The following is a 22,245-nucleotide window of genomic DNA, read 5'->3' on the forward strand; positions in this document are numbered from 1 at the left end:
TGTGCCGCGGGTCATGCGGCGGTGTGCTGTGCTGCGGCTTCCTGGGCCGCGGCTCGGGCGGATGCCGCATCGGATGCGGCGAGGGCTGCTTCGGCGATGCGCTTCGCGTCGTCGAGGCTGTGGTGCAGAAGGGTGGCGCGCACGTCCGCGAGCGCCGTCGGGGCCATGGACAGGGTGGTGGCGCCAAGGCCGACGAGGACGACTGCGAGCAGCGGGTCGGCTGCGGCCTCGCCGCAGATGCCGACCGGCTTGCCGTGGGCACGGCCGCCGTCGCCGGTGAGCTTCACCAGCTGCAGGACGGCGGGATGCCACGGGTCCTGGAACGAGGCGACCGAACCGAGCAGGCGGTCGGCCGCGAGCGTGTACTGGGTGAGGTCGTTGGTGCCGATCGAGGCGAAGTCGGCGTGGGCGAGCACCCGGTCGGCGAGGAGGGCCGACGAGGGGACCTCGACCATGACGCCGGCCGTCTTGATGCCGTACTCCTTCGCGAGGGTGACGAAGTACTCCGTCTCCTCGACGGTCGAGACCATGGGAGCCATGACCCACAGATCGGCGTCGGTGGCGGCATCCGCGTTCGCGAGAGCGGTCAGCTGCTCGCGCAGGATGTCCTCGCTCGCGCGCAGCGCGCGGAGACCGCGGAGGCCGAGGGCCGGGTTCTCCTCGTGCGCGTCGTTCAGGAAAGCGAGCGGCTTGTCGGCGCCGGCATCGAGGGCGCGGACGACGACCTTCTTGCCGGGGAACGCCTGCAGCAGCTCGGTGTACGCCTTCGTCTGCTCCTCGACGGTGGGAGCCTGCGACGAGCTGAGGAAGAGGAACTCGGTGCGGAAGAGCCCGACACCCTCTGCGCCCAGCTCGACGGCCTTGGCGGCGTCGGCGGGCTTGCCGAGGTTCGCGAGCAGCGGCACGGCCGTGCCGTCCGCCAGCGCGCCGGGCGTGATCGGTGCGTCCGCGGCGGCTGCACGGTCGGCCTCGCGGCGCTCGGCCTGCGCGATCTCGTCGTCCGTCGGCTGGGTGGTGACGATGCCGGCGGCGGCGTCCACGATGACGGTCTCGCCCTCGGTCAGACCCGAGGCGCTGTGCACGCCGACGACGGCGACGATCGACTTCTCGCGCGCGAGGATCGCCGTGTGCGAGGTCGGGCCGCCTTCGGTCGTCACGAGCGCGAGGACCTTCTCGAGGTCGAGGAGTGCGGTGTCGGCGGGCGCCAGGTCTTTGGCGACCAGGATGAACGGATGCCCGGGGTCGGGCACGCCCGGTGCCGGCACCCCGCGCAGGTGGGCGATGACCCGCTGCGCGACGTCGTCGAGGTCCGCGGCGCGCTCGCCGAGGTAGCCGCCCATGGCGGCGAGGGAGTCACGGAACGAGGCGAACGCGTCGAAGACGGCGAACTCGCCGGTCGCGCCGGCGGCGAGACGGGTGGCGACCTCGTCCTCGAGGGCGGGGTCCTCGGCCATCATGGCCTGCGCCTCGAGCACCTCCTGCGCGGCTCCGCCGGCGCTGGCGCCGCGCAGCTCGAGCTCGCGGGCGACCGCCTCGATCGCCGCGGCGACGCGGGCCTTCTCATCCTCGGCGCTGAGCGTGCTCTTCTCATCCTTCGGCGCGGGCAGCGGCTCGGCCATCCGTGCGACGGGGCCGTGGCTCACGCCCAGGCCGATTCCTACTCCTCGAAGCTCAGTCATGTGTCCCTCAGGCGTCGTGGTCGGTGGTCAGAAGTTCGGTCAGGGTGTCGAGGACGTCCTCCGCGCCCGGCCCGTCCGCGGTGAGCGTGACGTAGTCGCCGCTCTCCGCGCCGAGCGAGATGACGCTCAGGATGCTCGCCGCGTTGACCGCGCCGCCGGCCCCCTTCGAGATGGTGACCGGGATGCCGGCATCCTTCGCCGCCTGCGCGAAGAGCTTCGCGGGGCGGGCGTGCAGGCCGTGGGAGGAACCGATCCTCACCGTCCGGCTGGCCGGTGCGCTCATCGCGGGGTCCTTTCGATGCGGTCGGCGGCGGTCGCGGTGGTGACGAGGGCGAGCGTGCGGGTTCCGTCACGATCGTCGAAGACGTCCTCCGGGAGCAGAACGACACGCGCCTGTCGGGTGGCGGCATCCCGCTCGATGTCGGGGAGGGCGGAGGCAAGATGCGGACCCACGAGCACCACGTCGCCGGCATCCGTCCCGGTGGCGACCATGCCGGGGACACCCGCGTGGACGAGCAGTTCCCTGCCTTCGCGCTGTGCGGCCTGCCGCAGACGCTGGGCGACGAACGTGCTCGACGCGCCGGCGCCGCAGACGACGAGGATCTTCATCGATCCGCCTCCTTGTCTCCCCGCAATTCTCATCCGACTCCCAGGAAGCGACAACCAGGCCTTCTTCCGCGGGGGAGGAAACCCCGGTGGTCCGGCGGATGGTTGACTGGACCCGTGAGTCGGACGAGGCAGGATCGCGTCATGGCGCTCCTGGCGAGGGATGCCGGGTGGCGTACCGCCGGCGAGCTCGCCGACCTCGTCGGGGTGACGCCCCGCAGCATCCGTTCGTACGTGGCCGCCCTCAACGCGCGGGTGCCCGGCGGCGACGCCGTCGAGTCAGGTCCGTCCGGCTACCGCGCGGGTGCCGGAGCGGCGGGGGCGCTGCAGCCGGCATCCGAGGAGACTCCTCGCGACCGGTTGCACCGGCTCGTTCGCGACATCCTCGATGCGCCGGACGGCATCGACGTGTACGCCGCGGCGCAGCGCTTCCACGTGAGCGACGCCACCCTCGAAGCCGATCTCGGACGCGTGCGCGCGCTGCTGAGCGGCACGCAGCTGACCCTCGAGCGCTCCGCTGAGCGCGTGCGGTTGGTGGGGACGGAGATGGCCCAGCGGCGCCTGCTCAGCCAACTGGCGCACGACGAGATGGAGCAGGGCGCCTTCGACCTGCGCGCCCTGCGGCGCGCCCTCGGCGAGAGCACCGCCGAGACATCCGCGCTCGGGGCGTTCAAGGACGACCTGGTCGCGGGCCTCGGCGACCTGGGATACCTCGTCAACGAGTTCGGCATCGGCGACGTCATGATGCACATCGCGATCGCCGCCGACCGGGTGGGGCGCGGACGCGGACTCGACGGCCCTCCGGTCGACGACGCGCCCGCGCGTGCGCGGATCGCCGACCTGCTCGATCGCCTCGCCGTCGCGCACCTCGGCGTCCGCCTGGGCGACGGTGACCGCGACCACCTCGCCGCGCTCGTGCAGACCCGCGTCGTGGCGCCGGGCGCGGCCGAACCCGACACCGTCATCCGGGGCCGGCTCGATGCGGACGTCGAGACCGCCGTGCGCGGGATCGTCGCGCAGGCGGCATCCGAGTTCCTCGTCGACATCGATCACGACGACTTCATCCTGCGCCTCGCCCTCCACGTCCAGAATCTGCGTCAGCGCGCGCAGGACCAGGCCTGGTCGCGGAACGCCCTCACCCGTTCGCTCAAGTCCAGCTACCCGATGATCTTCGAGGTCGCCGTCTTCATCGCCGAGCAGCTGCGCGACGTCGTCGGCGCGCCTCTGTACGAGGACGAGATCGCCTACATCGCGATGCACGTCGGCGGCCGGCTCGAGCGGTCCCGCCAGTCGGGTCGCCTGCTGACGGCCACGCTCGTGTGCCCGGGGTACTACGAGATGCACGAACTCCTGCGGGCGAGCATCGACCGCGCGCTCGGTCGCGAGATCGAGGTCGTCGCCGTCGAGACGCGCGTCGACCCCGACTGGGCGGGGCTCGACACGGATCTCGTCCTCACGACGATCGATCCGCCCGCGCCGTCCGACCGCATCGTCCGGGTGCAGCCCTTCCTCACCGAACCCGACGTCGAGCGAGTCCAGGGCGCGGCGGCCCGCGCCCGCCGCGCGCGACGCCTGGCGGGCCTGCGCGCGGAGCTCGAGCGGTACTTCTCCGCCGAGGCCTTCGTGCCCCGCCTGCCCGCCGATGCGGACGAGGAGACCGTGATCCGCGGGCTCGGCGGACTACTGGCGGCCCAGGGCGTCATCACCGAGGACTACGTCACCCGCACGCTCGAGCGGGAGCGCATCTCCTCGACGGCTTTCACCGATGCGCTCGCCGTCCCGCACGCCATCGGGATGACCGCGACCCGCACCGCGATCGCCGTGGGCCTGGCCGACCCGTCGATCCGTTGGGGCGACGGACGGGTGCAGGTCGTGACGATGGTCGCGTTCTCCGAGTCCGACCGCGAAGCCTTCCAGACGGTGTTCGAGCAGCTCGTCGAGGTGTTCAGCGAACGCGACAGCGTGCAGCGGATCCTGCGCCGCGGTACGACGTTCGCCGCGTTCCTCGACGAGCTCGTCGCCGTCGTCGACGGCTGATCAGCGGGCCAGGCGCGCCTCGAGCCCCATCTTCACCCCGGGCCACTCGTGGGGGAGGATCGAGTACACGACGGTGTCGCGCAGCGTGCCGCCGGGGCCGATGCGGTGGTTGCGCAGGACGCCGTCTCGGCGCGCGCCGAGCCGTTCGATCGCGGCCTGCGACTGCCGGTTGTGCCACGACGTGCGGAACTCCACCGCGATCGCCTCGCACGCCTCGAACGCGTGCCCCAGCAGCAGCAGCTTCGCGGTCGTGTTGACCTCGGTCCGCTGCACGCTCGGCGACAGCCACGTGTAGCCGATCTCGACCCGGCGGTTGACCTGGTCGATGCCGCAGAAGGTCGTCATCCCGCTCGGGGTGCCGTCGACGAGGACCGCGAACGGGTTCATCCGCCCGGCTGCGTGCTCGGCACGCCGCCAGCTGATCTCGTCGGGGACGGATGCCGGGATGGCGGTGTACCACGCGTACTCGAGGCCCTCGCGGGCCGCCGCGAGGTCGTCGGCGTGCGCGGCGTCGAGCGGGACCAGCTGCACACGACCCCGGCTCAGGACGACCGGCTCCGTGAGCGGAATCGCCGTCACGCCTGCGCCGCGGCGAGGATCTCCCGGACGCCGGCGTCCACCGCCGCCAGCCGGGCCGCCGCATCCTCCGCCGAGTCGCCGCGGACGTCGAGGTAGGCCTTGAGCTTCGGTTCGGTCCCGCTCGGGCGCACGATGACGCGCGATCCGTCGGTCAGCCACACCCGCAGCACGTCGCCGCGCGGCGAGCCCTCGGGAGCGGTGAGCAGGTCCTCGATGCGCTCGACGGCGACCGTACCGACGGATGCCGGGGGCGCCGCGCGCAGCGCGCACATGATGCGGCCGATCACCGACACGTCGTCGACGCGGAGGGACACCTGCCCGCTCGCGAAGTGCCCGAAGGTCGCGGCCGACTCGTCGAGCAGGTCGCCGAGCGTCCGGCCCTCCTCGCGTGCCTCGGCGACGAGGCCCAGCACGGCGACGGCGGCCGAGATGCCGTCCTTGTCGCGCACGGTGTCGGGGTTCACGAGGTAGCCGAGCGCCTCTTCGAACCCGTAGACGAGCCCGGGGGCACGCGAGATCCATTTGAAGCCGGTCAGCGTGGCGGCGAAGTCGAGGCCGTAGTGCTCGGCGATCGCCTGCAGGCCGGGCGACGAGACGATCGAGCACGCGAGGGTGCCCGCGGTCGCGGTGCGCGCGGCGCGCCAGCCGAGGAGCAGCCCGACCTCGTTGCCGGTGAGCCGACGCCAGCCGCCGGGGGCTGCGGCATCCGGGATCGCGACGGCGAGCCGGTCGGCGTCGGGATCGTTGGCGAGGATCAGCTCCGCGCCGGCGGCGCGGGCCGCCTCGAACGAGAGGTCCATCGCGCCGGGCTCTTCCGGGTTGGGGAAGGCGACCGTCGGGAACCGCCCGTCGGGCTCGATCTGATCGGCGACCACCGTCGGCGCGGGGTACCCCGCGATCGCGAGGATGCGCGAGAGGGTCTCGTGGCCCACGCCGTGCATCGCGGTGTAGACCCAGTTCAGACCGGCCGCACCGGCAGGGGCGGGGGCGACGAGCGCGGTCGCGCGCACGTAGGCGTCCACGACGTCCTCGCCGGCGGTCTCGTAGTCCGCGGAGCGGGGGATCGCGCCGAGGTCCGCCCGGGCGGCGACCTCGTCGATGTGCGCCGCGATCTCGGCATCCGCCGGCGAGACGATCTGAGCGCCGTCGTCCTCGCCACCGAGGTACACCTTGTACCCGTTGTCGTCGGGCGGGTTGTGCGACGCCGTGACCATCACTCCCGCGGACACACCGAGGTGGCGGACGGCGAAGGCGAGCACGGGGGTCGGCAGGAGGCGGGGGAGGAGGATCGCGCGCAGCCCCGCGCCCGCGAAGATCTCGGCGCTGTCCCGGGCGAAGACGTCCGAGTTCCGGCGCCCGTCGTAGCCGATCACGACCGACGGGGTCTCGTCGCCCGCGCGCTCGTGCAGGTACGCGGCGAACCCGGCGGCCGCCTGTCCGACCAGGACGCGGTTCATGCGGTTCGACCCGGCGCCCAGGGCCCCGCGCAGCCCCGCAGTCCCGAAGGCCAGCCGCGTGTCGAACCGGTCGTGCAGGTCGTCGAGCGCCGCCGCGTCAGCGGCCTCGGCTCGCTCGATCAGCGCCCGCAGCTCGTCGCTCGTCTGCGGGTCGGGGTCCTGCGCGAGCCACCCGCGGGCGACGTCGAGGATGCCCTCGCTCACAGGACGCCGATCACGCGGGCGAGCAGGTCGGAGATGACCGGCTCGGCCTCGCGGCCCGCCTCGATGACCTCCTGGTGGCTCAGCGGGGTGGTCTGGATGCCGGCGGCGAGGTTCGTGATGAGCGAGAAGCCCAGGATCTCCATGCCCGCCTGGCGTGCGGCGATCGCCTCGAGGGCCGTCGACATGCCGACGATGTGCCCGCCGATCGTCTTCGCCATCTGCACCTCGGCGGGCGTCTCGTAGTGCGGTCCGCGGAACTGGCAGTACACGCCTTCGTCGAGCGACGGGTCGACGGTGCGGGCGAGGTCGCGCAAGCGCCGCGAGTAGAGGTCGGTGAGGTCGATGAAGGTCGCGCCCTCGAGGGGGGAGTCGGCCGTCAGGTTGATGTGGTCGCTGATGAGCACGGGCTGCCCCGGCGTCCACGACGTCTTGATGCCGCCCGCGCCGTTGGTGAGGACCATCGTCTTCGCGCCGGTCGCGGCGGCCGTGCGCACACTGTGCACGACGCGACGCACGCCGTGCCCCTCGTAGTAGTGCGTGCGCGCGCCGATCACGAGAACGCGCTTGCCGTCCGGGGTGAGGATGCTGCGGATCGATCCGACGTGCCCTTCGAGGGCGGGCTTGCTGAACCCGGTGACCTCGGTCGCGGCCAGGGTCGCTGTGGTCTCGCCGATCAGCTCGGCGGCCTTGCCCCAGCCGCTCCCGAGCGTCAGGGCGACGTCGTGGTGGTCGACGCCGGTGAGGCGGGCGATGTCGTCGGCGGCGGTCCGTGCGACCTCGAACGGGTCGGCCGTGGGGTCGTCGAGCGGGTGGGTGTCCTCGTGCATGCTCCCACTCTAGGAACCCGGGGACGGCTCGGCCACACGGCGCGCATCTCGTCGCGGCGCACGGGGACCCCGCGGGCTGGAAGAATGGTGCGCATGTCTGTGAGCTTCGAGACCACCCAGAGCGTCGCGATCATCGGCGGCGGCCCCGGCGGATACGAGGCGGCTCTCGCAGCGGCCCAGCTGGGCGCCGAGGTGACGCTCGTCGAGCGCGCAGGCATCGGGGGATCCGCGGTCATCACGGACGTCGTCCCCTCCAAGACCCTCATCGCCACCGCCGACGCCGCCGTCGCCATCCGCGGCGCCTCCGATCTCGGGGTGCAGCTGTTCGCCCGGGGCGACAGCGGCAAGCCGCTCAAGCCCGAGATCGCCATCAACCTCGGGGCGGTCAACAAGCGGCTCCTGTCCCTGGCGCGTCAGCAGTCCGACGACCAGCGCGCGCAGCTGGTGGATGCCGGGGTCCGCATCATCTCCGGCCACGGCCGCCTCGACGGGACGCACGCCGTCGTCGTCTCGACCGGCCCCGGCGGCACCGACTTCGACCGGATCGAGGCCGACACGCTCGTGGTCTCGGTGGGCGCCTCGCCGCGCGAGCTCGACAGCGCGAAGCCCGACGGGGAGCGCATCCTGACCTGGACGCAGCTCTACAACATGTCGTCGCTGCCCGAGCACCTGATCGTCGTGGGGTCCGGCGTCACGGGCGCGGAGTTCGCCGGCGCCTACATGAACCTCGGGTCGAAGGTGACGCTGATCTCGAGCCGCGACCAGGTCCTCCCCGGTGAGGACTCCGACGCGGCGGCCGTCATCGAGAAGGTCTTCACCCGCGGCGGCATGGAGGTGCTGTCGAAGTCCCGCGCCGAGAAGGTGGAGCGCACGAAGGACGGCGTGGTCGCGACGCTGTCCGACGGTCGCACCGTCGAGGGCAGCCACTGCCTCATGGCCGTCGGATCCATCCCGAATACCGCCGGCATCGGACTGGAGGATGCGGGGGTCCAGCTCACCGGCTCGGGTCACATCCAGGTCAACCGCGTCGCGCGCACGTCGGTGCCGAACATCTACGCCGCGGGCGACTGCACGACGTTCCTCCCGCTCGCCTCGGTTGCCGCCATGCAGGGACGCATGGCCGTCTTCCACGCGCTCGGCGACACCGTCATCCCGCTCGAGAAGCACCGCGTCACGGCGAACATCTTCACGGCGCCCGAGATCGCCACCGTCGGACGCCAGGAGCGCGACATCGAGTCCGGCGCGGTCAACGGCACGGTCCACAAGCTCCCGCTGGCCGCCAACGCGCGCGCGAAGATGATGGGCGTCAAGGACGGGTTCGTGAAGATCATCGCCCGCGAGGGATCGGGCACCGTCATCGGCGGCGTCATCGTCGCCCCGCGCGCCTCCGAGCTGATCTACCCGATCGCCATCGCCGTCGAGCGGCGCCTCACGGTCGACCAGCTCTCCCGCGTGTTCGCGGTGTTCCCGTCGCTCGCGGGCAGCATCACCGACGCGACCCGCGCGATGCACCAGGTCGCCCGGGACGAAGACACCTACAGCTGACCCGGGTATCCGGGACGCCGCGCCGGCGTCAAGCCCCCTGGCGAGAGCCGACGGGCGCGTAGAGTGGGAGGGTCCTGGGGAGGGCTAGCTGATCTGGGGAAACCCGGAGAGATCTATGCGCGCACCAGCCAGAACCATCTTGACCATCGCCGTCGCAGGATCGGTCGTTCTGGCTTCTGTGCCGATGTCGGCGGGCACGCTGTTCGAGCCGTCGGCGACGACCTCGTCGCAGGTTGGCGTATCCGGCGCCGACCCGAGCCAGCCCCCCGCACCGGACGAGTCCCCGGCGCCGACACCGGATCCGCCGACACCGACACCGACACCCGATCCGCCGACACCGACACCGGATCCGCCGACACCGACACCGGATCTGTCCGCCGATCCCACGCCAGACCCCACCGCGTCGGCGAGCCCGGAATCGACCCCCGGGACATCACCATCACCGTCACCCGAGGCGACCCCGGAAGAGGACCACGAGAACGACGGCCCCACTTTGCCGCTCACGCGTGAACTGCCGCCGGACTCGTCGATCCCCGTCGCACCCCTGCGTCTCACGGTTCCGCAGTACGGACCGCAGCCCGTGTTCCGCCTGCCCTTCGCCCCCGGGATCCGGTGGGGCGCGAGCGGATCCCACTCCGACAGCGACGGCATCAACCGCGGCGCGATCGACTTCTCGCCGCTGTCGTCCAAGGACCGTGCGGTGCGCACCGTCGCGGCTGGAACGGTCTACCGGGTCCGATGCAGCACCGGGTGGTTCCTGGGCGTCGACCACGGCGGCGGCTGGATGTCGGAGTACTACCACCTGACCAATGCCAAGTCCTCGCTCGTCGGCCAGTGGGTGGAGGCCGGGACGACGATCGGCACCGCCGGTCAGACGCTGCCGTGCGGCGGCACACCGGGCGACAGTGCGCACGTGCACCTGTCCATCCTCAATGCCGCGCTGGACGTGCCGAGCGGCAAGCGCAAGTACGTCTCGGTCAGCGGCATCCAATTCGACAACTACACGCTGCGTGACTCGAGCGGTGCCTACAACGGCGTCTGGCGGAACCTCCAGGGTGACGTCGTGCTGACGGCGCGCCGGGTGACCTGCTGCTTGACGGCGTCCAGCCGGGTCGGCCCGACCGGCGGGTCGGCCCTGCCCGACACCGACGGCGACGGGATCGACGACTACAGCGAAGCCACGACGTGGGATACCGACCTCAACAGCAACGGCCTGCCCGACATCGTCGGATTCGGCGGCGCCGGCGTCTACACCGCTTTCAACAACGGCCGCACGTTCGGCTCCAATCGTCTCGCCCTTTCGAACTTCGGCACCTCGAAGGGCTGGCAACGCAGTTCGCATCCGCGCATGGTGCTCGACGTCACCGGTGACGGTCGCCCTGATGTCCTGGGCTTCGGTGCCTCCGGAGTCTCGGTTTCGGCGGGCAGTGGAGGCAGCTCGTTCGCCACGGCCCGCAAGTGGAGCTCGGACTTCGGGTCGGACAAGGGATGGCGCGTCGGTGTGCATCAGCGGGTCGTCGCCGACGTGACCGGCGACGGCCGTCCGGACGTCATCGGCTTCGGTGGTGCGGGGGTGTACGTCGCTCGGAATACCGGCTCAGCCTTCGCGTCGGCGCAGCTGTGGTCGCGACAAATGGGCTCGGACGGTGGGTCGGGCGGATGGCGGGCGTCCGCGCACCCGCGCTTCGTCGCGGACGTCACGGGCGATGGTCGTGGCGACCTCGTCGGCTTCGGCGCTCGCGGCGTCTACGTCGCCCGCAACACCGGCAGCGGCTTCGCACCGATGCAACCGTGGGTCTCGGATTTCGCGGTGTCGCAGGGCTGGACCGTCGTGAACCATCCGAGATACGTCTTCGACATCGACGGCGACGGGCGGGCGGACATCGTGGGGTTCGGCGCCAACGGCGTCCAGGTCGCTCGGGGGACCGGATCCGGCTTCGCGGCGACCACGCGGTGGTCCGGTTCGTACGGCAGCTCTGCGTCGGCGGGCTCGTGGCGTGGGAGAGTGCATTCCCGGACCTTCGCCGACGTCGACGGCGACGGGCGTCCGGACGTCGTCGCTTTCGGGACGTCGAGAACATTCGTCGCGTTGAACCGCGGATCCTCCTTCGGCCCGTCCACGGCCTGGACCGATGATTTCGGCTCCCGCGAGTGGACGCAGGGGTGGATGCCGAGAGTCGCCGTCGACGCGAACGGCGACGGGCGTGCCGACATCGTCGGATTCGCCCGTGACGGCGTGCATGTCGCACTGAGTACCGGCTCGCGATTCGGAGCGGCGACGCACTGGACAGGGTCGTTCGGCTGGGACGCGTCGGCAGGCGGGTGGCGTGTCGGCTCGAATCCGAGGGCTATCGGTCTCTAGCCGGACGGCCTGAGGTCATTGCTCCACGCGCAGCTCGATGATCGCCGTTGCGTGCAGGTAGGTCGGAGCGCTGGCGACCCCCTCGATCATGAGGCTGTCGGCGGCTGTCGGCCGCAGGTCGACAGCGTGCGCCTCCTCGTCACAGGGAATCTCTCGCTCGATGGTGTCATCGACGCCGTCTTCGGTATCCAGGGTGATCGTCACCACCGTGGAGATCGTTTCGACGTCTCCTCCATAGCAGCGGGCATCGACGCGGGTGAGCACGGTCCCTGGTTGGAGTTCCAGCAGCATCACCCCGGACTCCGACTCCTCCGTGCCGACTTCACTCGCGGCGGCTCCCGCGAACCCGGGACCATCCGACGCGGCAGCGCTCACCTCGTCGGCCCACTGCCTCGCTGCAGAAAGGTCGACACCCGGGTCTTGGGCGCAGCCCCCCAGCAGAAGCAGGGGAATAGCTACCGCGGCGGCGATCGGACGTGTCGTCTCCATCCCCACACCATAGGTGGCGCGGCGACACCCCGTGGAGTCAGGAGATCGTGAGCAGCTGATGCCCCGCCGACACGGTCGTGCCGGGCTGCGCGTTGATCGCGCCGACCACGCCGTCCTTGTGCGCCTGGATGGGCTGCTCCATCTTCATCGCCTCGAGGACGACGACGAGGTCGCCCTTGACGACCTGCTGCCCCTCCTCGACGGCGATCTTGACGACCGTGGCCTGCATGGGCGACGCGACGGCGTCGCCGCTCGCGCCCGAGACGGTGCCCGCGGCGTGCGAACGACGCGACGGGGGCACGGCGACGGGGCGTCCGACGGCGGCGGGTGCGTGGGTCAGGCGGTCCGGCAGGCTCACCTCGAGGCGCTTGCCCGACACCTCCACGACGACGGTGTGGCGGCCCTCGGGTTCGGCGGCGGGACCCGCCTCGCCGTCCCACGCGGGGATGTCGTTGTGGAACTCGGTCTCGATCCAGCGGGTGAAGACGCCGAACACGCCGTCCTCGGCCGTGAAGGCGGGGTCGCGGACGACCTTCCGGTGGAAGGGCAGCACCGTCGGCATCCCGGCCACCTCGAACTCGTCGAGGGCGCGGCGCGACCGCTCGAGGGCCTCTTCGCGCGTGCGTCCCGTGACGATGAGCTTGCCCAGGAGCGAGTCGAAGGCGCCCGAGACGCTGTCGCCGGCGGTGACACCGGAGTCCAGGCGCACGCCCGGTCCGCCGAAGGTCTTGAACACGTGGATGTCGCCGGGGGCGGGCAGGAAGCCGCGGCCCGGGTCCTCGCCGTTGATGCGGAACTCGAACGAGTGGCCGACCGGCTCGGGGTCGGCGTAGTCGAGCGTGCCGCCCTCGGCGATGCGGAACTGCTCGCGGACGAGGTCGATGCCGGTGACCTCCTCCGAGACCGGGTGCTCGACCTGCAGACGGGTGTTCACCTCGAGGAACGAGATCGTCCCGTCGGCGCCGATGAGGAACTCGCACGTGCCGGCCCCGATGTAGCCGACCTCCTTGAGGATGGCCTTCGACGCGGAGTACAAGGTCTCGTTCTGCTCGGCGGTGAGGAACGGCGCGGGAGCCTCTTCAACGAGCTTCTGGTGCCGGCGCTGCAGCGAGCAGTCGCGGGTCGAGACCACGACGACGTTGCCCGCGGCATCCGCGAGGCACTGCGTTTCGACGTGGCGCGGCTTGTCGAGGTACTTCTCGACGAAGCACTCGCCGCGGCCGAACGCCGCGATCGCCTCGCGGGTCGCCGATTCGAAGAGCTCCGCGACCTCGTCGAACTCGCGCGCGACCTTGAGGCCGCGTCCGCCGCCGCCGTACGCGGCCTTGATCGCGATGGGCAGGCCGAACTCGCGCGCGAAGGCGACGACCTCGTCGGCGCCCTCGACCGGCCCCGGCGTGCCCGGGGCGAGCGGTGCGCCGACCTTCTCGGCGACGTGGCGGGCGGTGACCTTGTCTCCGAGCGCCTCGATGGCCTCGGGGGAGGGGCCGATCCAGACGAGCCCCGCGCCGATCACCGCGCGGGCGAAGTCGGCGTTCTCGGCGAGGAAGCCGTAGCCCGGGTGGACGGCGTCGGCGCCCGAGCGGCGCGCGACCGAGAGGATCTTCTCGATGGAGAGGTAGGTGTCGGCGCTCGTAGAGCCGCCGAGGCCGTACGCCTCATCAGCCAGCCGCGCGTGCATCGCATCGCGGTCCTGGTCGGCGTAGACCGCCACCGACGACTTCCCCGAGTCGCGTGCGGCGCGGATGATGCGCACCGCGATCTCGCCTCGGTTGGCGATCAGCACTTTCGAGATTCCGGTGGTCACGCTCTCAGGCATGGCTTCGAGCCTACCCACGAGTGAGGCCGCTCCTTTGGATCACTCGCACAAGATCATCGGGGTTTCGTGTCGCGGATCCCACTAAGCGGATGCCGCGTCACCGCCGCCTGCGGAGTTCCACAGCGTCGTCCACTCGACCCCGAGCTCACGGACGAGTCGGCGCAGGGTCGACAACGACATCCCGACCACCGTCGACGGGTCGCCCTCGACCCGCTCGATGAACGCGCCGCCGAGGCTGTCGACGGTGAAGGCGCCGGCCACGAGCAGAGGTTCACCGGTCGCCACGTACGCGTCGATCTCGGCATCCGTCACATCCGCCGCGAAGGTCACGGACGCGGCGGCCACCGCATGGGCCTCAACGGGGTCAGCGCCCGGGCGGACGAGGAACACGCTGTGCCCCGAGTGGAGCACGCCGGTGCGGCCCCGCATGGACTGCCACCGGGCGCGCGCCGCCTCGGGCGTGTAGGGCTTGCCGAGGATCTCGCCGTCGAGCTCGAACATCGAGTCACCGCCGACGACGAGGCCCTCGAAACCTTCCATGGCGACGGTCGCCGCGACGTCGGCCGCCTTGCGTCGGGCGAGGAGGAGCACGTGTTCCTCCGGCGGCAGGGTGCGGGCCTGCGCCGCCTCGACCGCCGCGATCACGGCCTCCTCGTCGACCTGCGGTGAGCGGGTGGTCGGCTCGATGCCGACCTGGCGCAGCAGCATCAGACGGGCGGGGGAGGTGGAGGCGAGGCACACGCGCATACCGACCACGCTAGCCGCGCGAGCGGGAGTCGATGACGGTCCGCGGCGACCCAGTGTGACAGCATCGAACCATGCAACCGGGAGACGTCCTCGACCTCGAGATCACCGCCGTCGCGCACGGCGGTGTGTTCGTCGCCCGGCACGAGAACCGGGTCGTGTTCGTCTCGGATGCGATCCCCGGCGAGCGGGTGCGCGTCGCCCTCACCGACACGCGCAAGGCGTCATTCTGGCGGGGCGACACCGTGGAGGTGTTGGATGCCTCGCCCCACCGCCGTCCGCACGTGTGGGCGCCCGCCGACGTGAGCACACCTCCCGACGCCCGGCCCGGCGGCGCGGACTTCGGTCATATCGCCCTCGCCCATCAGCGCGAACTGAAGGCCGACGTCCTCCGCGACGCGCTGTCCCGCTTCGCCGGGTCCACCGCTCCCGTCACGATCGAGCCGCCCCTCCCGCAGATGCGCGGCGACCGTCTCGTCGAGGAATCCGCCGACGGCACAGGATGGCGCACCCGGGTCAGCCTGCACGTCGACGACGAGGGACGCATCGGCCCGTTCGCGGCCCGCAGCCACCGCGTCATCCCCGTCGACGACCTGCCCCTCGCGACCGCGGGCATCGCCCGCGCGGCGAGCCGTCGGCGCGGCGGCTCCGCCGGCCGCCTCGACCTCGTGCAGCCCGCCGACGGACGCGTGCGCGTCATCCCGCGTGCCGAGCCCGGCCGTTCCCGGCGCCCGGCGCCGGTCGACCCCGCGGCCCGGGAGGTCGTGGTCGAGACCGTCGGCGACCGGGAGTTCCGCGTCGATGCGGGCGGCTTCTGGCAGGTCCACCGCCTCGCCGCCGGCACCCTGCACGACGCGGTCGCCGACGCCGTCGCGGATGCCGTCGACCCCGACGGATGGCACCTCGATCTCTACGGCGGGGTCGGGCTGCTCGCCGCATCCGTCGCCGGTGTCGGCGGTCCCGCCACCCGGATCACCTCGGTGGAGTCCGACGCCCGCGCGACCGAGCACGCGGGGGAGAACCTCGCCGCGTGGATCGGAGCCCGTGCGGAGACCGGCCGGGTCGACCGGTGGCTCGGAAACCTCGTCCAGACGGCCACCCCCGCGCAGCGCGCCCGGCTCGCGCTCGGCACCGTGGTCCTCGACCCGCCCCGCGCCGGCGCCGGACGCGACGTCGTCGAGCAGCTCGTCGACCTCTCACCGGCGCGCATCGTCTACGTCGCGTGCGACCCCGTCGCCCTCGCCCGCGACCTCGGCACCTTCGCCGCGCACGGATACACGACGCCCGCGGTGCGGGCCTTCGACCTCTTCCCGCACTCGCACCACGTCGAGGCGATCGCCGTGTTGACGCGGTGACGGCTAGGGTGAGCGCATGATCCGCGTCGCCTTGATCGACGACCACGAATCCGTGCGTCTCGGCCTCGAGGCCGCGTGCAGCCGCACGGACCACCTGCGCGTCGTCTTCTCGGGGGAGAGCGTGGCCGCCTACCTCGATTGGCGGACGCTCACGCAGGAGAACCCCGCGGACGTCGTCGTCCTCGACCTCATGCTCGGGGACGGGGCCACCGTGACCGAGAACGTGACCCGCCTCGTCCACGACGGCTCGCCGGTCATCATCCACAGCGTGGCCGATCGCCCGGCCGCCGTCCGTGAGGCCCTGGTCGCGGGGGCTGCGGGCGTGGTGAGCAAGGCGTCGCGCATCGACGACGTCATCGCGGCGATCGACACGGTCGCCCGCGGTCATGCGCTCGACAACGTGGAGTGGGCGTCCGCCGTCGACGGCGACCGGGCCTTCGCCGACGCGCAGCTCTCCTCGCGCGAGCGCGACGTGCTGCGTCTGTACGCCGCCGGTCTGCCCCTCAAGACGGTCGCCGAGCGACTCGGGGTGGCCTACTCGACGGCGAAGGAGAACATCACCCGCGTCCGCGTGAAGTACGTGGAGGTCGGTCGGCCCGCCCCCACCAAGGTGGATCTGCTGCGGCGCGCGATGGAGGACGGCCTGGTCGCGGAGGAACCCGGTGCCAGCTGAGGTCGCACCGGCGGGAACGCTGACGATCCCGCCCGACTCGACCTTCTTCTCCCGCGAGAGGGTGGAGCGGATCCTCGCGCTCGTCGTCTCGGTGGGATGCGCCATCCTGGGCTTCCAGTCCGTGTTCCACGCGATCGGTTCCACGCAGGAGACGCCGACGTGGAACCTCGTGCTCAGCGTCGTCACCTTCGGCCCGCTGGCGCTCATGATCGCCGCTGGCGTCGCCGGACGCTTCTACCGGGCACCCGCCGCCGTCTTCGCGATCGTGTTCCCGCTCGTCCTCGTCGTCTGGCCGCTCGCGACCGCGGGTCGGGAGGGCGGCGCGGCGGAGGGGCCCTGGATCTGGTACCTCCTCAACGTCGCGACGGTGGCGACCGCCCTCGTCTTCCCGCTGTGGTTGCAGTACGTGTGGTGCGGCCTCGTCCCGGTCCTCTACGGGGTCGTCCGACTGATCCAGATCGGGGTCGACGGCGCGAGCGTCATCCTCGTCTCGCGTCAGGTGGTCTACGCGATCATCCTCGCCGTCGTCATGATCATGATCGGGTGGATGCTGCGCCTGCTCGCCGAGCGCCTCGATCGCACCCGCGAGGAGGCGGTCCGTTCGTACGCGGCGGCGGCCGCCGCCGACGCGGTGGAGCAGGAGCGGATCTCGGTCGCCGCCCTCATGCACGACAGCGTGCTCGCCGCGCTCATCGCTGCCGAGCGCGCCTCGACGCCGCGCGAGCGCGATCTCGCCGTGGGCATGGCACGTGACGCGCTCACCCGCCTCGCCAACGCCGACCGGGAAGCCGAGGAGGGCCCGGACGAGCCGGTCGACCCGGCGTTCATCGTCGACGGGTTGCGCCGGGCGGCCGCGGAACACGATCTCGACCTCGACCTGCGCGTCACCGTCGATCCGCGGGCTGCGCGGCTTCCGGGACGGGTCGCACGCGCCCTCGTCCTCGCTGCCGATCAGGCGATCGTCAACGCCGTCGAACACGCCGACGCGGTCGGACTGCACGTCGACGTGAGCGCCGACGACCGTCGGGTCATCGTCCGGGTCGTCGACGCGGGCATGGGCTTCGACGTCCAAGCCGTCCCCGAGGACCGCCTGGGCATCAGCGGCTCGATCGTCGCCCGCACCGCGGCGGTGGGCGGGCAGGCGCTCGTGCGCAGCTCGCGCCGGGGCACCGTGGCCGAACTGCGCTGGGAGTACCCGCGATGAACGTGCGCGTCCAGACGGGACTCTCGATCGTCGCGGTCGTCTTCACCGCCTACCTTGCCGTCGGCGGACTCGTGTGGACCGCGCCTGTGGCGCAGCCGGCGCTGTTCATCGCCGCCCTGTCGCTGTACCTCGTCACCACCTGGCTCTGCGTGTTCTGGGGCTTCACGCCGCGGTCGGCTCCGACGGCGACGGCTCCGGTCGCGGCGGACGCGGACGGCCTTCCGCGCGGTGCCTCGCTGCCGCTGTGGCTGTGCCTGCTGGTCCTCGGCACAGCGGTCGCCGTGCCGTTCGCGACCTGGGCGGCGGTCGGCGAGGACCTCCGTCGCGCGACCTTCGCCACGTGGAGCCTCGGCGGCATCGGGGCGCTCCTGACGATCGTCGTCGTCCGGCGCCGACCGCTCGTGGCGTGGATCGGTGTGGTCCTGCTCGGGGTGTCGTCGTCGTTCTGGATCGGCATCTTCGATTCCCTCGCCCTCGGACTCGTCGGCGCCGCCGTCTGGGTCGTCGCCGCGCAGCTCCTGACGCGTCTGGTCGACCGGGCGGCCGTCGACACGGCGGAACTCACCGGCATCCAGCGCCGCTCCTTCGAGTGGCTCGCGAGCCAGGAGGGCCGTCGCCGAGAGCGTCGCGTCCGCGTGCAGCAGGCACTCGCCGTCGCCGGCCCCATCCTCATCCGCACGATCGAGTCCGACGGCGACCTCGAGCCTGACGAGCGCGAGCGGGCGCGGCTGGCGGAGGGATCCCTGCGTGACGAGCTGCGCGGGCCGCGCCTGCTCGACGAGGCCGTGCGTGCGCGGCTGCAGGAGGCGCGGCTGCGCGGCAGCACCGTCACCGTCCTCGATGAGGGGGGATTGGATGCCGCCGGCCCGGCCGCGCTCGACCGCATCCGAGCCGAGCTCGCCGACGCCCTCCGCGGCGCCTCGTCGGAGCGGATCTACATCCGCACGTCGCCGCACCCTCGCGTCGCGGTCACGGTCGTGGGCCGGTCCCGCCGACGCGACGACCCGGACGGCGACGAGGTCGTCGACCTCTGGCACGAGATCGCGCATCCGCGCCCGGTGGTTGATCGCCCGACGTCCTGACGGCACCGCGCCGGGAGGACGCGCCGAAAAGAAGAGGCGAGGGGCGGCGAAGCCGCCCGCCCCTCGCCATGCGAGTGGTTACCCGAAAACCGACCCGCACATGCCGATCCGCGCTCTGAGGGATACGGATCGACAGAACGCAGAAGCGTTCCAGCGCTATTAGTCTCTCTGATCGCGAAAAGCGTGTCTGTAGGTACTTTGGGGGACAAATCGGGCGTCAGCCCGCCCACCGGCCCCACGGCACGTCGCGACGCAGATCGTTCCCGACGCCGCGGGCCGAGATCCGCCACGCCGACACGGTCGGCTCGTCCGCGACCGCGGTGCTCGCCTCCTGCGCGAGCGACTCGCTGACGACGGCGATCACCGCGGCGATCTCCTCGGGAGTCGCCGAACCGCGCCGCACGTGGAGGTGCGCCGCATCCGGGCGGGCGTCGTCCGACTCGCTCACAGCGGGATGTTCCCGTGCTTCTTGGCCGGCTGGCTCGCCCGCTTGCCGCGGAGGGCGCGCAGCGCCTTCGCGACGGCGACGCGGGTCTGCGCCGGCTCGATGATCCCGTCGAGCTCACCGCGCTCGGCGGCGAGGAAGGGGGAGGCGACGTTGTACGTGTACTCGTTGGCGAGGCGGGTCCGCACGGCGGCGACGTCCTCGCCGGCCTCCTCGGCGCGTTTGATCTCGCCGCGGTACAGGATGTTGACCGCACCCTGACCGCCCATGACGGCGATCTCGGCGGTCGGCCACGCGAGGTTGATGTCGGCGCCGAGCTGCTTGGAGCCCATCACGATGTACGCGCCGCCGTAAGCCTTGCGGAGGATGACGGTGACGAGCGGGACGGTCGCCTCGGCGTAGGCGTAGAGCAGCTTCGCGCCGCGACGGATGACGCCGGTCCACTCCTGGTCGGTGCCGGGGAGGTAGCCGGGGACGTCGACGAGGGTGAGGATCGGGATCGAGAACGCGTCGCAGAACCGCACGAACCGGCTTGCCTTCTCGCCCGCGTCGATGTTGAGCGTCCCCGCCATCTGCGACGGCTGGTTCGCGATGATGCCGACCGTCCGCCCCTCGATGCGACCGAAGCCGATGACGATGTTCGGCGCGAACAGCGGCTGCACCTCGAGGAAGTCGCCCGCGTCGACGATGTGCGAGATGACCTCGTGGATGTCGTAGGGCTGGTTGGGGGAGTCCGGGATGACCGTGTTGAGGACGCGATCGGAGTCGGTCGTCTCGAACTCGAAGCCGGACTCGTAGCCCGGGGCATCCGACATGTTGTTGTCGGGCAGGAAGCTGATGAGGGTGCGCGCGTAGTCGATCGCGTCGTCCTCGTCCTCGGCGAGGTAGTGCGCGACACCCGAGCGGGTGTTGTGGGTGTGCGCGCCGCCGAGCTCCTCCATGCCGACGTCTTCGCCGGTGACGGTCTTGATGACATCGGGGCCGGTGACGAACATCTGGCTCGTCTTGTCGACCATGATCACGAAGTCGGTGAGGGCGGGGGAGTAGACCGCGCCGCCGGCGGCGGGTCCCATGATGAGCGAGATCTGCGGGATGACGCCCGAGGCCGCCGTGTTCAGGCGGAAGATCTCGCCGTACTTGCCGAGCGCGACCACACCCTCCTGGATGCGCGCGCCGCCGGAGTCGAGGATGCCGATGATCGGGATGCCGCTGCGCAGCGCCAACTCCATGACCTTGATGATCTTCTCGCCGGCCACCTCGCCGAGCGATCCGCCGAAGGTCGTGAAGTCCTGCGAGTACACCGCGACCGTGCGGCCGTGGATCGTGCCGGTCCCCGTGACGACCGAATCGCCGTACGGGCGGGAGCGGTCCATGCCGAAGGCGGTCGTCCGGTGCCGGACGTACTCGTCGAGTTCGACGAAGGAGCCCGGGTCGACGAGCAGTTCGATCCGCTGGCGGGCGGTGAGCTTCCCCTTCGCGCCCTGCTTGGCGCGGGCGGTCTCCTCGGCGGAGACGACGGCTTCTTCGTAGCGGGCACGGAGGTCGGCGATCTTGCCGGCGGTCGTGAAGAGGTCGGGCTGATCGGTCACGCGTTCCACCCTAGCGAGCGCGGTCCGGGCGGCGTTGGATACCGGCGACAATCGCCGAGCGGATCCGCTGTGGCATCCCTCAGGATGTCGGCTGTCAAGCCGCCCGGCGCCCTACGCGGCCGCGTCTAGGGTGGCGGCATGTCGATCCCCGAGAACGGTTATCCCCGCGCCGCCGCGGTCAGCCCCCGCCTCCACGTCGCCCCGAGCGTCGACTCGACCAACAAGAAGCTCCTGAAGGACGCCTTCGACGACCCCGAGGGCCATCCGCACCTCTCCGCTGTCGTGACCCGCGACCAGACGGCCGGCCGCGGTCGCCTCGACCGCACGTGGGTCACGCCGCCGGATTCCGCGCTCGCGGTGTCGGTCCTGCTGCGGGTCGAGGCGGTCCCTGTCGCGCAGCGGGGGTGGATCCCCCTCATCGCGGGCGCGGCGATGACCGCGGCCGTCCGGGCGCAGCTGGAGGACCGCGAGGTCGGACTGAAGTGGCCGAACGATGTCCTCGACGGGGGCCTCAAGATCTGCGGCATCCTCGCCGAGGTCATGCCCGGCGATCCGCACGCCGTCGTGGTGGGAGCGGGCGTCAACACCCGGATGACCGCCGCGCAACTGCCGGTGCCGACCGCCACCTCGTTCGCGGCGCTCGGCCGCACCGCCGACGAGGATCAGCTGCTCGCGGACTACCTCACGAGACTCCGCGACGGGATCGCCGATCTGGCCGTGGGCGGCACCGCCGCGGGCCTTGCGGCGAAGGCGGTCCGCGACGCGTGCACGACTGTCGGCAGCGACGTCTCCGTCTCTTTGCCCGACGGTTCCTCCCTCATCGGCAGGGCGACCGGCATCGACGATGAGGGGCGGCTGGTGGTCGACGCCGCGGGCGTCGCGCACGTCGTGTCCGCCGGTGACGTCGTGCACGTCCGGTGACGGTGGGCGCGTCGGCGCACCCGGCATCCGTCGTCGCGCCATGATGGTCCCGTGAGCCAGCCGACCGCGTATCCGGGTCGTCCGCGGACGCCCGCTCCGGGTGCCGCCGCACCCGAGCTCGTGATCGCGCGCTTCCGCCGGCACGGACGCCGACTGCTGTGGCCTGCGATCGTGCTCATCGCCGTGGCGGGGGCGACGGGCTACGTCAGCGGCAACCTCCCGTCGCCGTGGGAGGACTGGATGCTGTGGGCCGCCGCCGGGCTCGTGGTGCTGCTGCTCGCAGCCGTGCCCTATCTGCGGTGGTTGTCGCACACCTACACCGTGACCACGCGGCGCGTCATCGAGCGGACGGGTCTCGTCCAGCGTCGCCGCGTCGACATCCCGCACGCCCGCGGCTACACCATCTCCGAACGGCGGGGTCCGGTGCAGCGGCTGTGGGGGAGCGGCACCCTGATCCTCGCCAACGGGGTCGACGAACCGGTGCGGCTCGTCGATGTCCCCTCGGTCCGTCTCGTGCACGAGACGCTGTCGGACCAGGTCGAAGTCAGCCAGATCCTCGCCCACCGCGACTCGCACAGCGTCCCGGTCATCGCGACGGACGACTGAGCGTCTGCGGGCGCCCGCCCGG

The 22,245-nt window shown here is 71.8% G+C and carries 21 protein-coding genes; 9 read left to right on the forward strand and 12 right to left on the reverse strand.

What is annotated here, in order from left to right; all coding sequences use genetic code 11:
* Nucleotides 1–11 precede the first annotated feature (11 nt).
* The 3 genes from ptsP to AYL44_RS00745 are packed head-to-tail and all read right to left on the reverse strand — an operon-like array spanning nt 12 to nt 2,288.
* Nucleotides 12–1,679, reverse strand: coding sequence for a phosphoenolpyruvate--protein phosphotransferase (gene ptsP, locus AYL44_RS00735; protein ID WP_082886048.1), 1,668 nt, complete (start codon nt 1,677–1,679; stop codon nt 12–14).
* A 7-nt stretch (nt 1,680–1,686) separates the two neighbouring features.
* Nucleotides 1,687–1,962: an HPr family phosphocarrier protein gene (locus tag AYL44_RS00740; RefSeq protein ID WP_064001364.1), complete on the reverse strand. Its 276-nt coding sequence runs from the start codon at nt 1,960–1,962 to the stop codon at nt 1,687–1,689.
* Nucleotides 1,959–2,288 (reverse strand): PTS sugar transporter subunit IIB, encoded by a 330-nt coding sequence (locus AYL44_RS00745; RefSeq protein WP_064001365.1) that lies wholly within the window; start codon nt 2,286–2,288, stop codon nt 1,959–1,961. The genes AYL44_RS00740 and AYL44_RS00745 overlap by 4 nt, the downstream gene beginning before the upstream one ends.
* Before the next feature lie 141 nt (nt 2,289–2,429).
* Between AYL44_RS00745 and AYL44_RS00750 the strand changes: the two genes are divergently transcribed.
* Entirely contained in the window at nt 2,430–4,322 is a 1,893-nt protein-coding gene (locus tag AYL44_RS00750; RefSeq protein WP_064001366.1) for a BglG family transcription antiterminator, read from the forward strand.
* Here AYL44_RS00750 and AYL44_RS00755 read toward each other — a convergent pair whose 3' ends face one another.
* The 3 genes from AYL44_RS00755 to AYL44_RS00765 are packed head-to-tail and all read right to left on the reverse strand — an operon-like array spanning nt 4,323 to nt 7,389.
* The gene (locus AYL44_RS00755) at nt 4,323–4,892 is read right to left on the reverse strand and encodes a GNAT family N-acetyltransferase (protein ID WP_064002404.1); all 570 of its coding nucleotides are present in this window, start codon (nt 4,890–4,892) and stop codon (nt 4,323–4,325) included.
* A 5-nt stretch (nt 4,893–4,897) separates the two neighbouring features.
* Complete coding sequence (locus AYL44_RS00760) at nt 4,898–6,562, reverse strand: phospho-sugar mutase (RefSeq protein WP_064001367.1); 1,665 nt, start codon at nt 6,560–6,562, stop codon at nt 4,898–4,900.
* On the reverse strand, nt 6,559–7,389 hold the full coding sequence (locus AYL44_RS00765) for a purine-nucleoside phosphorylase (RefSeq protein ID WP_064001368.1): 831 nt from the start codon (nt 7,387–7,389) through the stop codon (nt 6,559–6,561). The genes AYL44_RS00760 and AYL44_RS00765 overlap by 4 nt, the downstream gene beginning before the upstream one ends.
* 84 nt (nt 7,390–7,473) lie before the next feature.
* Here AYL44_RS00765 and AYL44_RS00770 point away from each other — a divergent pair, with 84 nt between their 5' ends.
* Entirely contained in the window at nt 7,474–8,934 is a 1,461-nt protein-coding gene (locus tag AYL44_RS00770) for an NAD(P)H-quinone dehydrogenase (RefSeq protein ID WP_082886049.1), read from the forward strand.
* An 84-nt stretch (nt 8,935–9,018) separates the two neighbouring features.
* Here AYL44_RS00770 and AYL44_RS14625 read toward each other — a convergent pair whose 3' ends face one another.
* Nucleotides 9,019–9,438, reverse strand: a complete 420-nt coding sequence (locus tag AYL44_RS14625; protein ID WP_197471555.1) for a hypothetical protein — start codon at nt 9,436–9,438, stop codon at nt 9,019–9,021.
* Between AYL44_RS14625 and AYL44_RS00780 the strand changes: the two genes are divergently transcribed.
* Nucleotides 9,428–11,296, forward strand: a complete 1,869-nt coding sequence (locus tag AYL44_RS00780) for an FG-GAP-like repeat-containing protein (RefSeq protein WP_064001370.1) — start codon at nt 9,428–9,430, stop codon at nt 11,294–11,296. The genes AYL44_RS14625 and AYL44_RS00780 overlap by 11 nt on opposite strands.
* Before the next feature lie 15 nt (nt 11,297–11,311).
* Here AYL44_RS00780 and AYL44_RS00785 read toward each other — a convergent pair whose 3' ends face one another.
* The 3 genes from AYL44_RS00785 to AYL44_RS00795 all read right to left on the reverse strand — a co-directional run bounded on the left by AYL44_RS00785 (nt 11,312) and on the right by AYL44_RS00795 (nt 14,351).
* Nucleotides 11,312–11,785, reverse strand: coding sequence for a hypothetical protein (locus AYL44_RS00785; RefSeq protein WP_157532552.1), 474 nt, complete (start codon nt 11,783–11,785; stop codon nt 11,312–11,314).
* Nucleotides 11,786–11,822: 37 nt separating this feature from the next.
* Nucleotides 11,823–13,604, reverse strand: a complete 1,782-nt coding sequence (locus tag AYL44_RS00790) for an acetyl/propionyl/methylcrotonyl-CoA carboxylase subunit alpha (protein WP_064001372.1) — start codon at nt 13,602–13,604, stop codon at nt 11,823–11,825.
* 81 nt (nt 13,605–13,685) lie between these two features.
* Nucleotides 13,686–14,351 (reverse strand): Maf family protein, encoded by a 666-nt coding sequence (locus AYL44_RS00795; RefSeq protein ID WP_064001373.1) that lies wholly within the window; start codon nt 14,349–14,351, stop codon nt 13,686–13,688.
* Between the two features lie 71 nt (nt 14,352–14,422).
* On the opposite strand from AYL44_RS00795, the gene AYL44_RS00800 reads away from it, so the two are divergent.
* From AYL44_RS00800 to AYL44_RS00815, 4 genes are read left to right on the forward strand one after another with little or no spacing between them, the layout of a single operon-like run.
* Nucleotides 14,423–15,703, forward strand: coding sequence for a class I SAM-dependent RNA methyltransferase (locus tag AYL44_RS00800; protein WP_064001374.1), 1,281 nt, complete (start codon nt 14,423–14,425; stop codon nt 15,701–15,703).
* Nucleotides 15,704–15,719: 16 nt separating this feature from the next.
* Nucleotides 15,720–16,376 carry a response regulator transcription factor gene (locus tag AYL44_RS00805; protein WP_064001375.1) on the forward strand — a complete coding sequence of 219 codons (657 nt, stop codon included), beginning with the start codon at nt 15,720–15,722 and terminating at the stop codon, nt 16,374–16,376.
* Nucleotides 16,366–17,580, forward strand: coding sequence for a sensor histidine kinase (locus AYL44_RS00810; RefSeq protein WP_064001376.1), 1,215 nt, complete (start codon nt 16,366–16,368; stop codon nt 17,578–17,580). The genes AYL44_RS00805 and AYL44_RS00810 overlap by 11 nt, the downstream gene beginning before the upstream one ends.
* Nucleotides 17,577–18,662: a hypothetical protein gene (locus AYL44_RS00815; protein ID WP_064001377.1), complete on the forward strand. Its 1,086-nt coding sequence runs from the start codon at nt 17,577–17,579 to the stop codon at nt 18,660–18,662. Before AYL44_RS00810 ends, AYL44_RS00815 begins: the two co-directional genes overlap by 4 nt.
* 217 nt (nt 18,663–18,879) lie before the next feature.
* Here AYL44_RS00815 and AYL44_RS00820 read toward each other — a convergent pair whose 3' ends face one another.
* Together AYL44_RS00820 and AYL44_RS00825 are read right to left on the reverse strand one after the other, a co-directional pair.
* Entirely contained in the window at nt 18,880–19,110 is a 231-nt protein-coding gene (locus AYL44_RS00820) for an acyl-CoA carboxylase subunit epsilon (protein ID WP_064001378.1), read from the reverse strand.
* Nucleotides 19,107–20,696 carry an acyl-CoA carboxylase subunit beta gene (locus AYL44_RS00825; protein WP_374209393.1) on the reverse strand — a complete coding sequence of 530 codons (1,590 nt, stop codon included), beginning with the start codon at nt 20,694–20,696 and terminating at the stop codon, nt 19,107–19,109. The genes AYL44_RS00820 and AYL44_RS00825 overlap by 4 nt, the downstream gene beginning before the upstream one ends.
* A gap of 138 nt (nt 20,697–20,834) precedes the next feature.
* Here AYL44_RS00825 and AYL44_RS00830 point away from each other — a divergent pair, with 138 nt between their 5' ends.
* Together AYL44_RS00830 and AYL44_RS00835 are read left to right on the forward strand one after the other, a co-directional pair.
* The gene (locus tag AYL44_RS00830) at nt 20,835–21,617 is read left to right on the forward strand and encodes a biotin--[acetyl-CoA-carboxylase] ligase (protein ID WP_064001380.1); all 783 of its coding nucleotides are present in this window, start codon (nt 20,835–20,837) and stop codon (nt 21,615–21,617) included.
* Between the two features lie 51 nt (nt 21,618–21,668).
* The gene (locus tag AYL44_RS00835) at nt 21,669–22,223 is read left to right on the forward strand and encodes a PH domain-containing protein (RefSeq protein ID WP_064001381.1); all 555 of its coding nucleotides are present in this window, start codon (nt 21,669–21,671) and stop codon (nt 22,221–22,223) included.
* The last annotated feature ends 22 nt before the right edge of the window (nt 22,224–22,245 follow it).

Source organism: Microbacterium oleivorans, assembly GCF_001644225.1.
GTDB lineage: Bacteria > Actinomycetota > Actinomycetes > Actinomycetales > Microbacteriaceae > Microbacterium > Microbacterium gawkjiense.

Coding starts and splice junctions, on each gene's coding strand:
- ptsP (WP_082886048.1), bottom strand. CDS start 1,679: ATGACTGAGCTTCGAGGAGTAGGAATCGGCCTGGGCGTGAGCCACGGC.
- AYL44_RS00740 (WP_064001364.1), bottom strand. CDS start 1,962: ATGAGCGCACCGGCCAGCCGGACGGTGAGGATCGGTTCCTCCCACGGC.
- AYL44_RS00745 (WP_064001365.1), bottom strand. CDS start 2,288: ATGAAGATCCTCGTCGTCTGCGGCGCCGGCGCGTCGAGCACGTTCGTC.
- AYL44_RS00750 (WP_064001366.1), top strand. CDS start 2,430: ATGGCGCTCCTGGCGAGGGATGCCGGGTGGCGTACCGCCGGCGAGCTC.
- AYL44_RS00765 (WP_064001368.1), bottom strand. CDS start 7,389: ATGCACGAGGACACCCACCCGCTCGACGACCCCACGGCCGACCCGTTC.
- AYL44_RS00770 (WP_082886049.1), top strand. CDS start 7,474: ATGGTGCGCATGTCTGTGAGCTTCGAGACCACCCAGAGCGTCGCGATC.
- AYL44_RS00785 (WP_157532552.1), bottom strand. CDS start 11,785: ATGGAGACGACACGTCCGATCGCCGCCGCGGTAGCTATTCCCCTGCTT.
- AYL44_RS00790 (WP_064001372.1), bottom strand. CDS start 13,604: ATGCCTGAGAGCGTGACCACCGGAATCTCGAAAGTGCTGATCGCCAAC.
- AYL44_RS00795 (WP_064001373.1), bottom strand. CDS start 14,351: ATGCGCGTGTGCCTCGCCTCCACCTCCCCCGCCCGTCTGATGCTGCTG.
- AYL44_RS00800 (WP_064001374.1), top strand. CDS start 14,423: ATGCAACCGGGAGACGTCCTCGACCTCGAGATCACCGCCGTCGCGCAC.
- AYL44_RS00805 (WP_064001375.1), top strand. CDS start 15,720: ATGATCCGCGTCGCCTTGATCGACGACCACGAATCCGTGCGTCTCGGC.
- AYL44_RS00815 (WP_064001377.1), top strand. CDS start 17,577: ATGAACGTGCGCGTCCAGACGGGACTCTCGATCGTCGCGGTCGTCTTC.
- AYL44_RS00830 (WP_064001380.1), top strand. CDS start 20,835: ATGTCGATCCCCGAGAACGGTTATCCCCGCGCCGCCGCGGTCAGCCCC.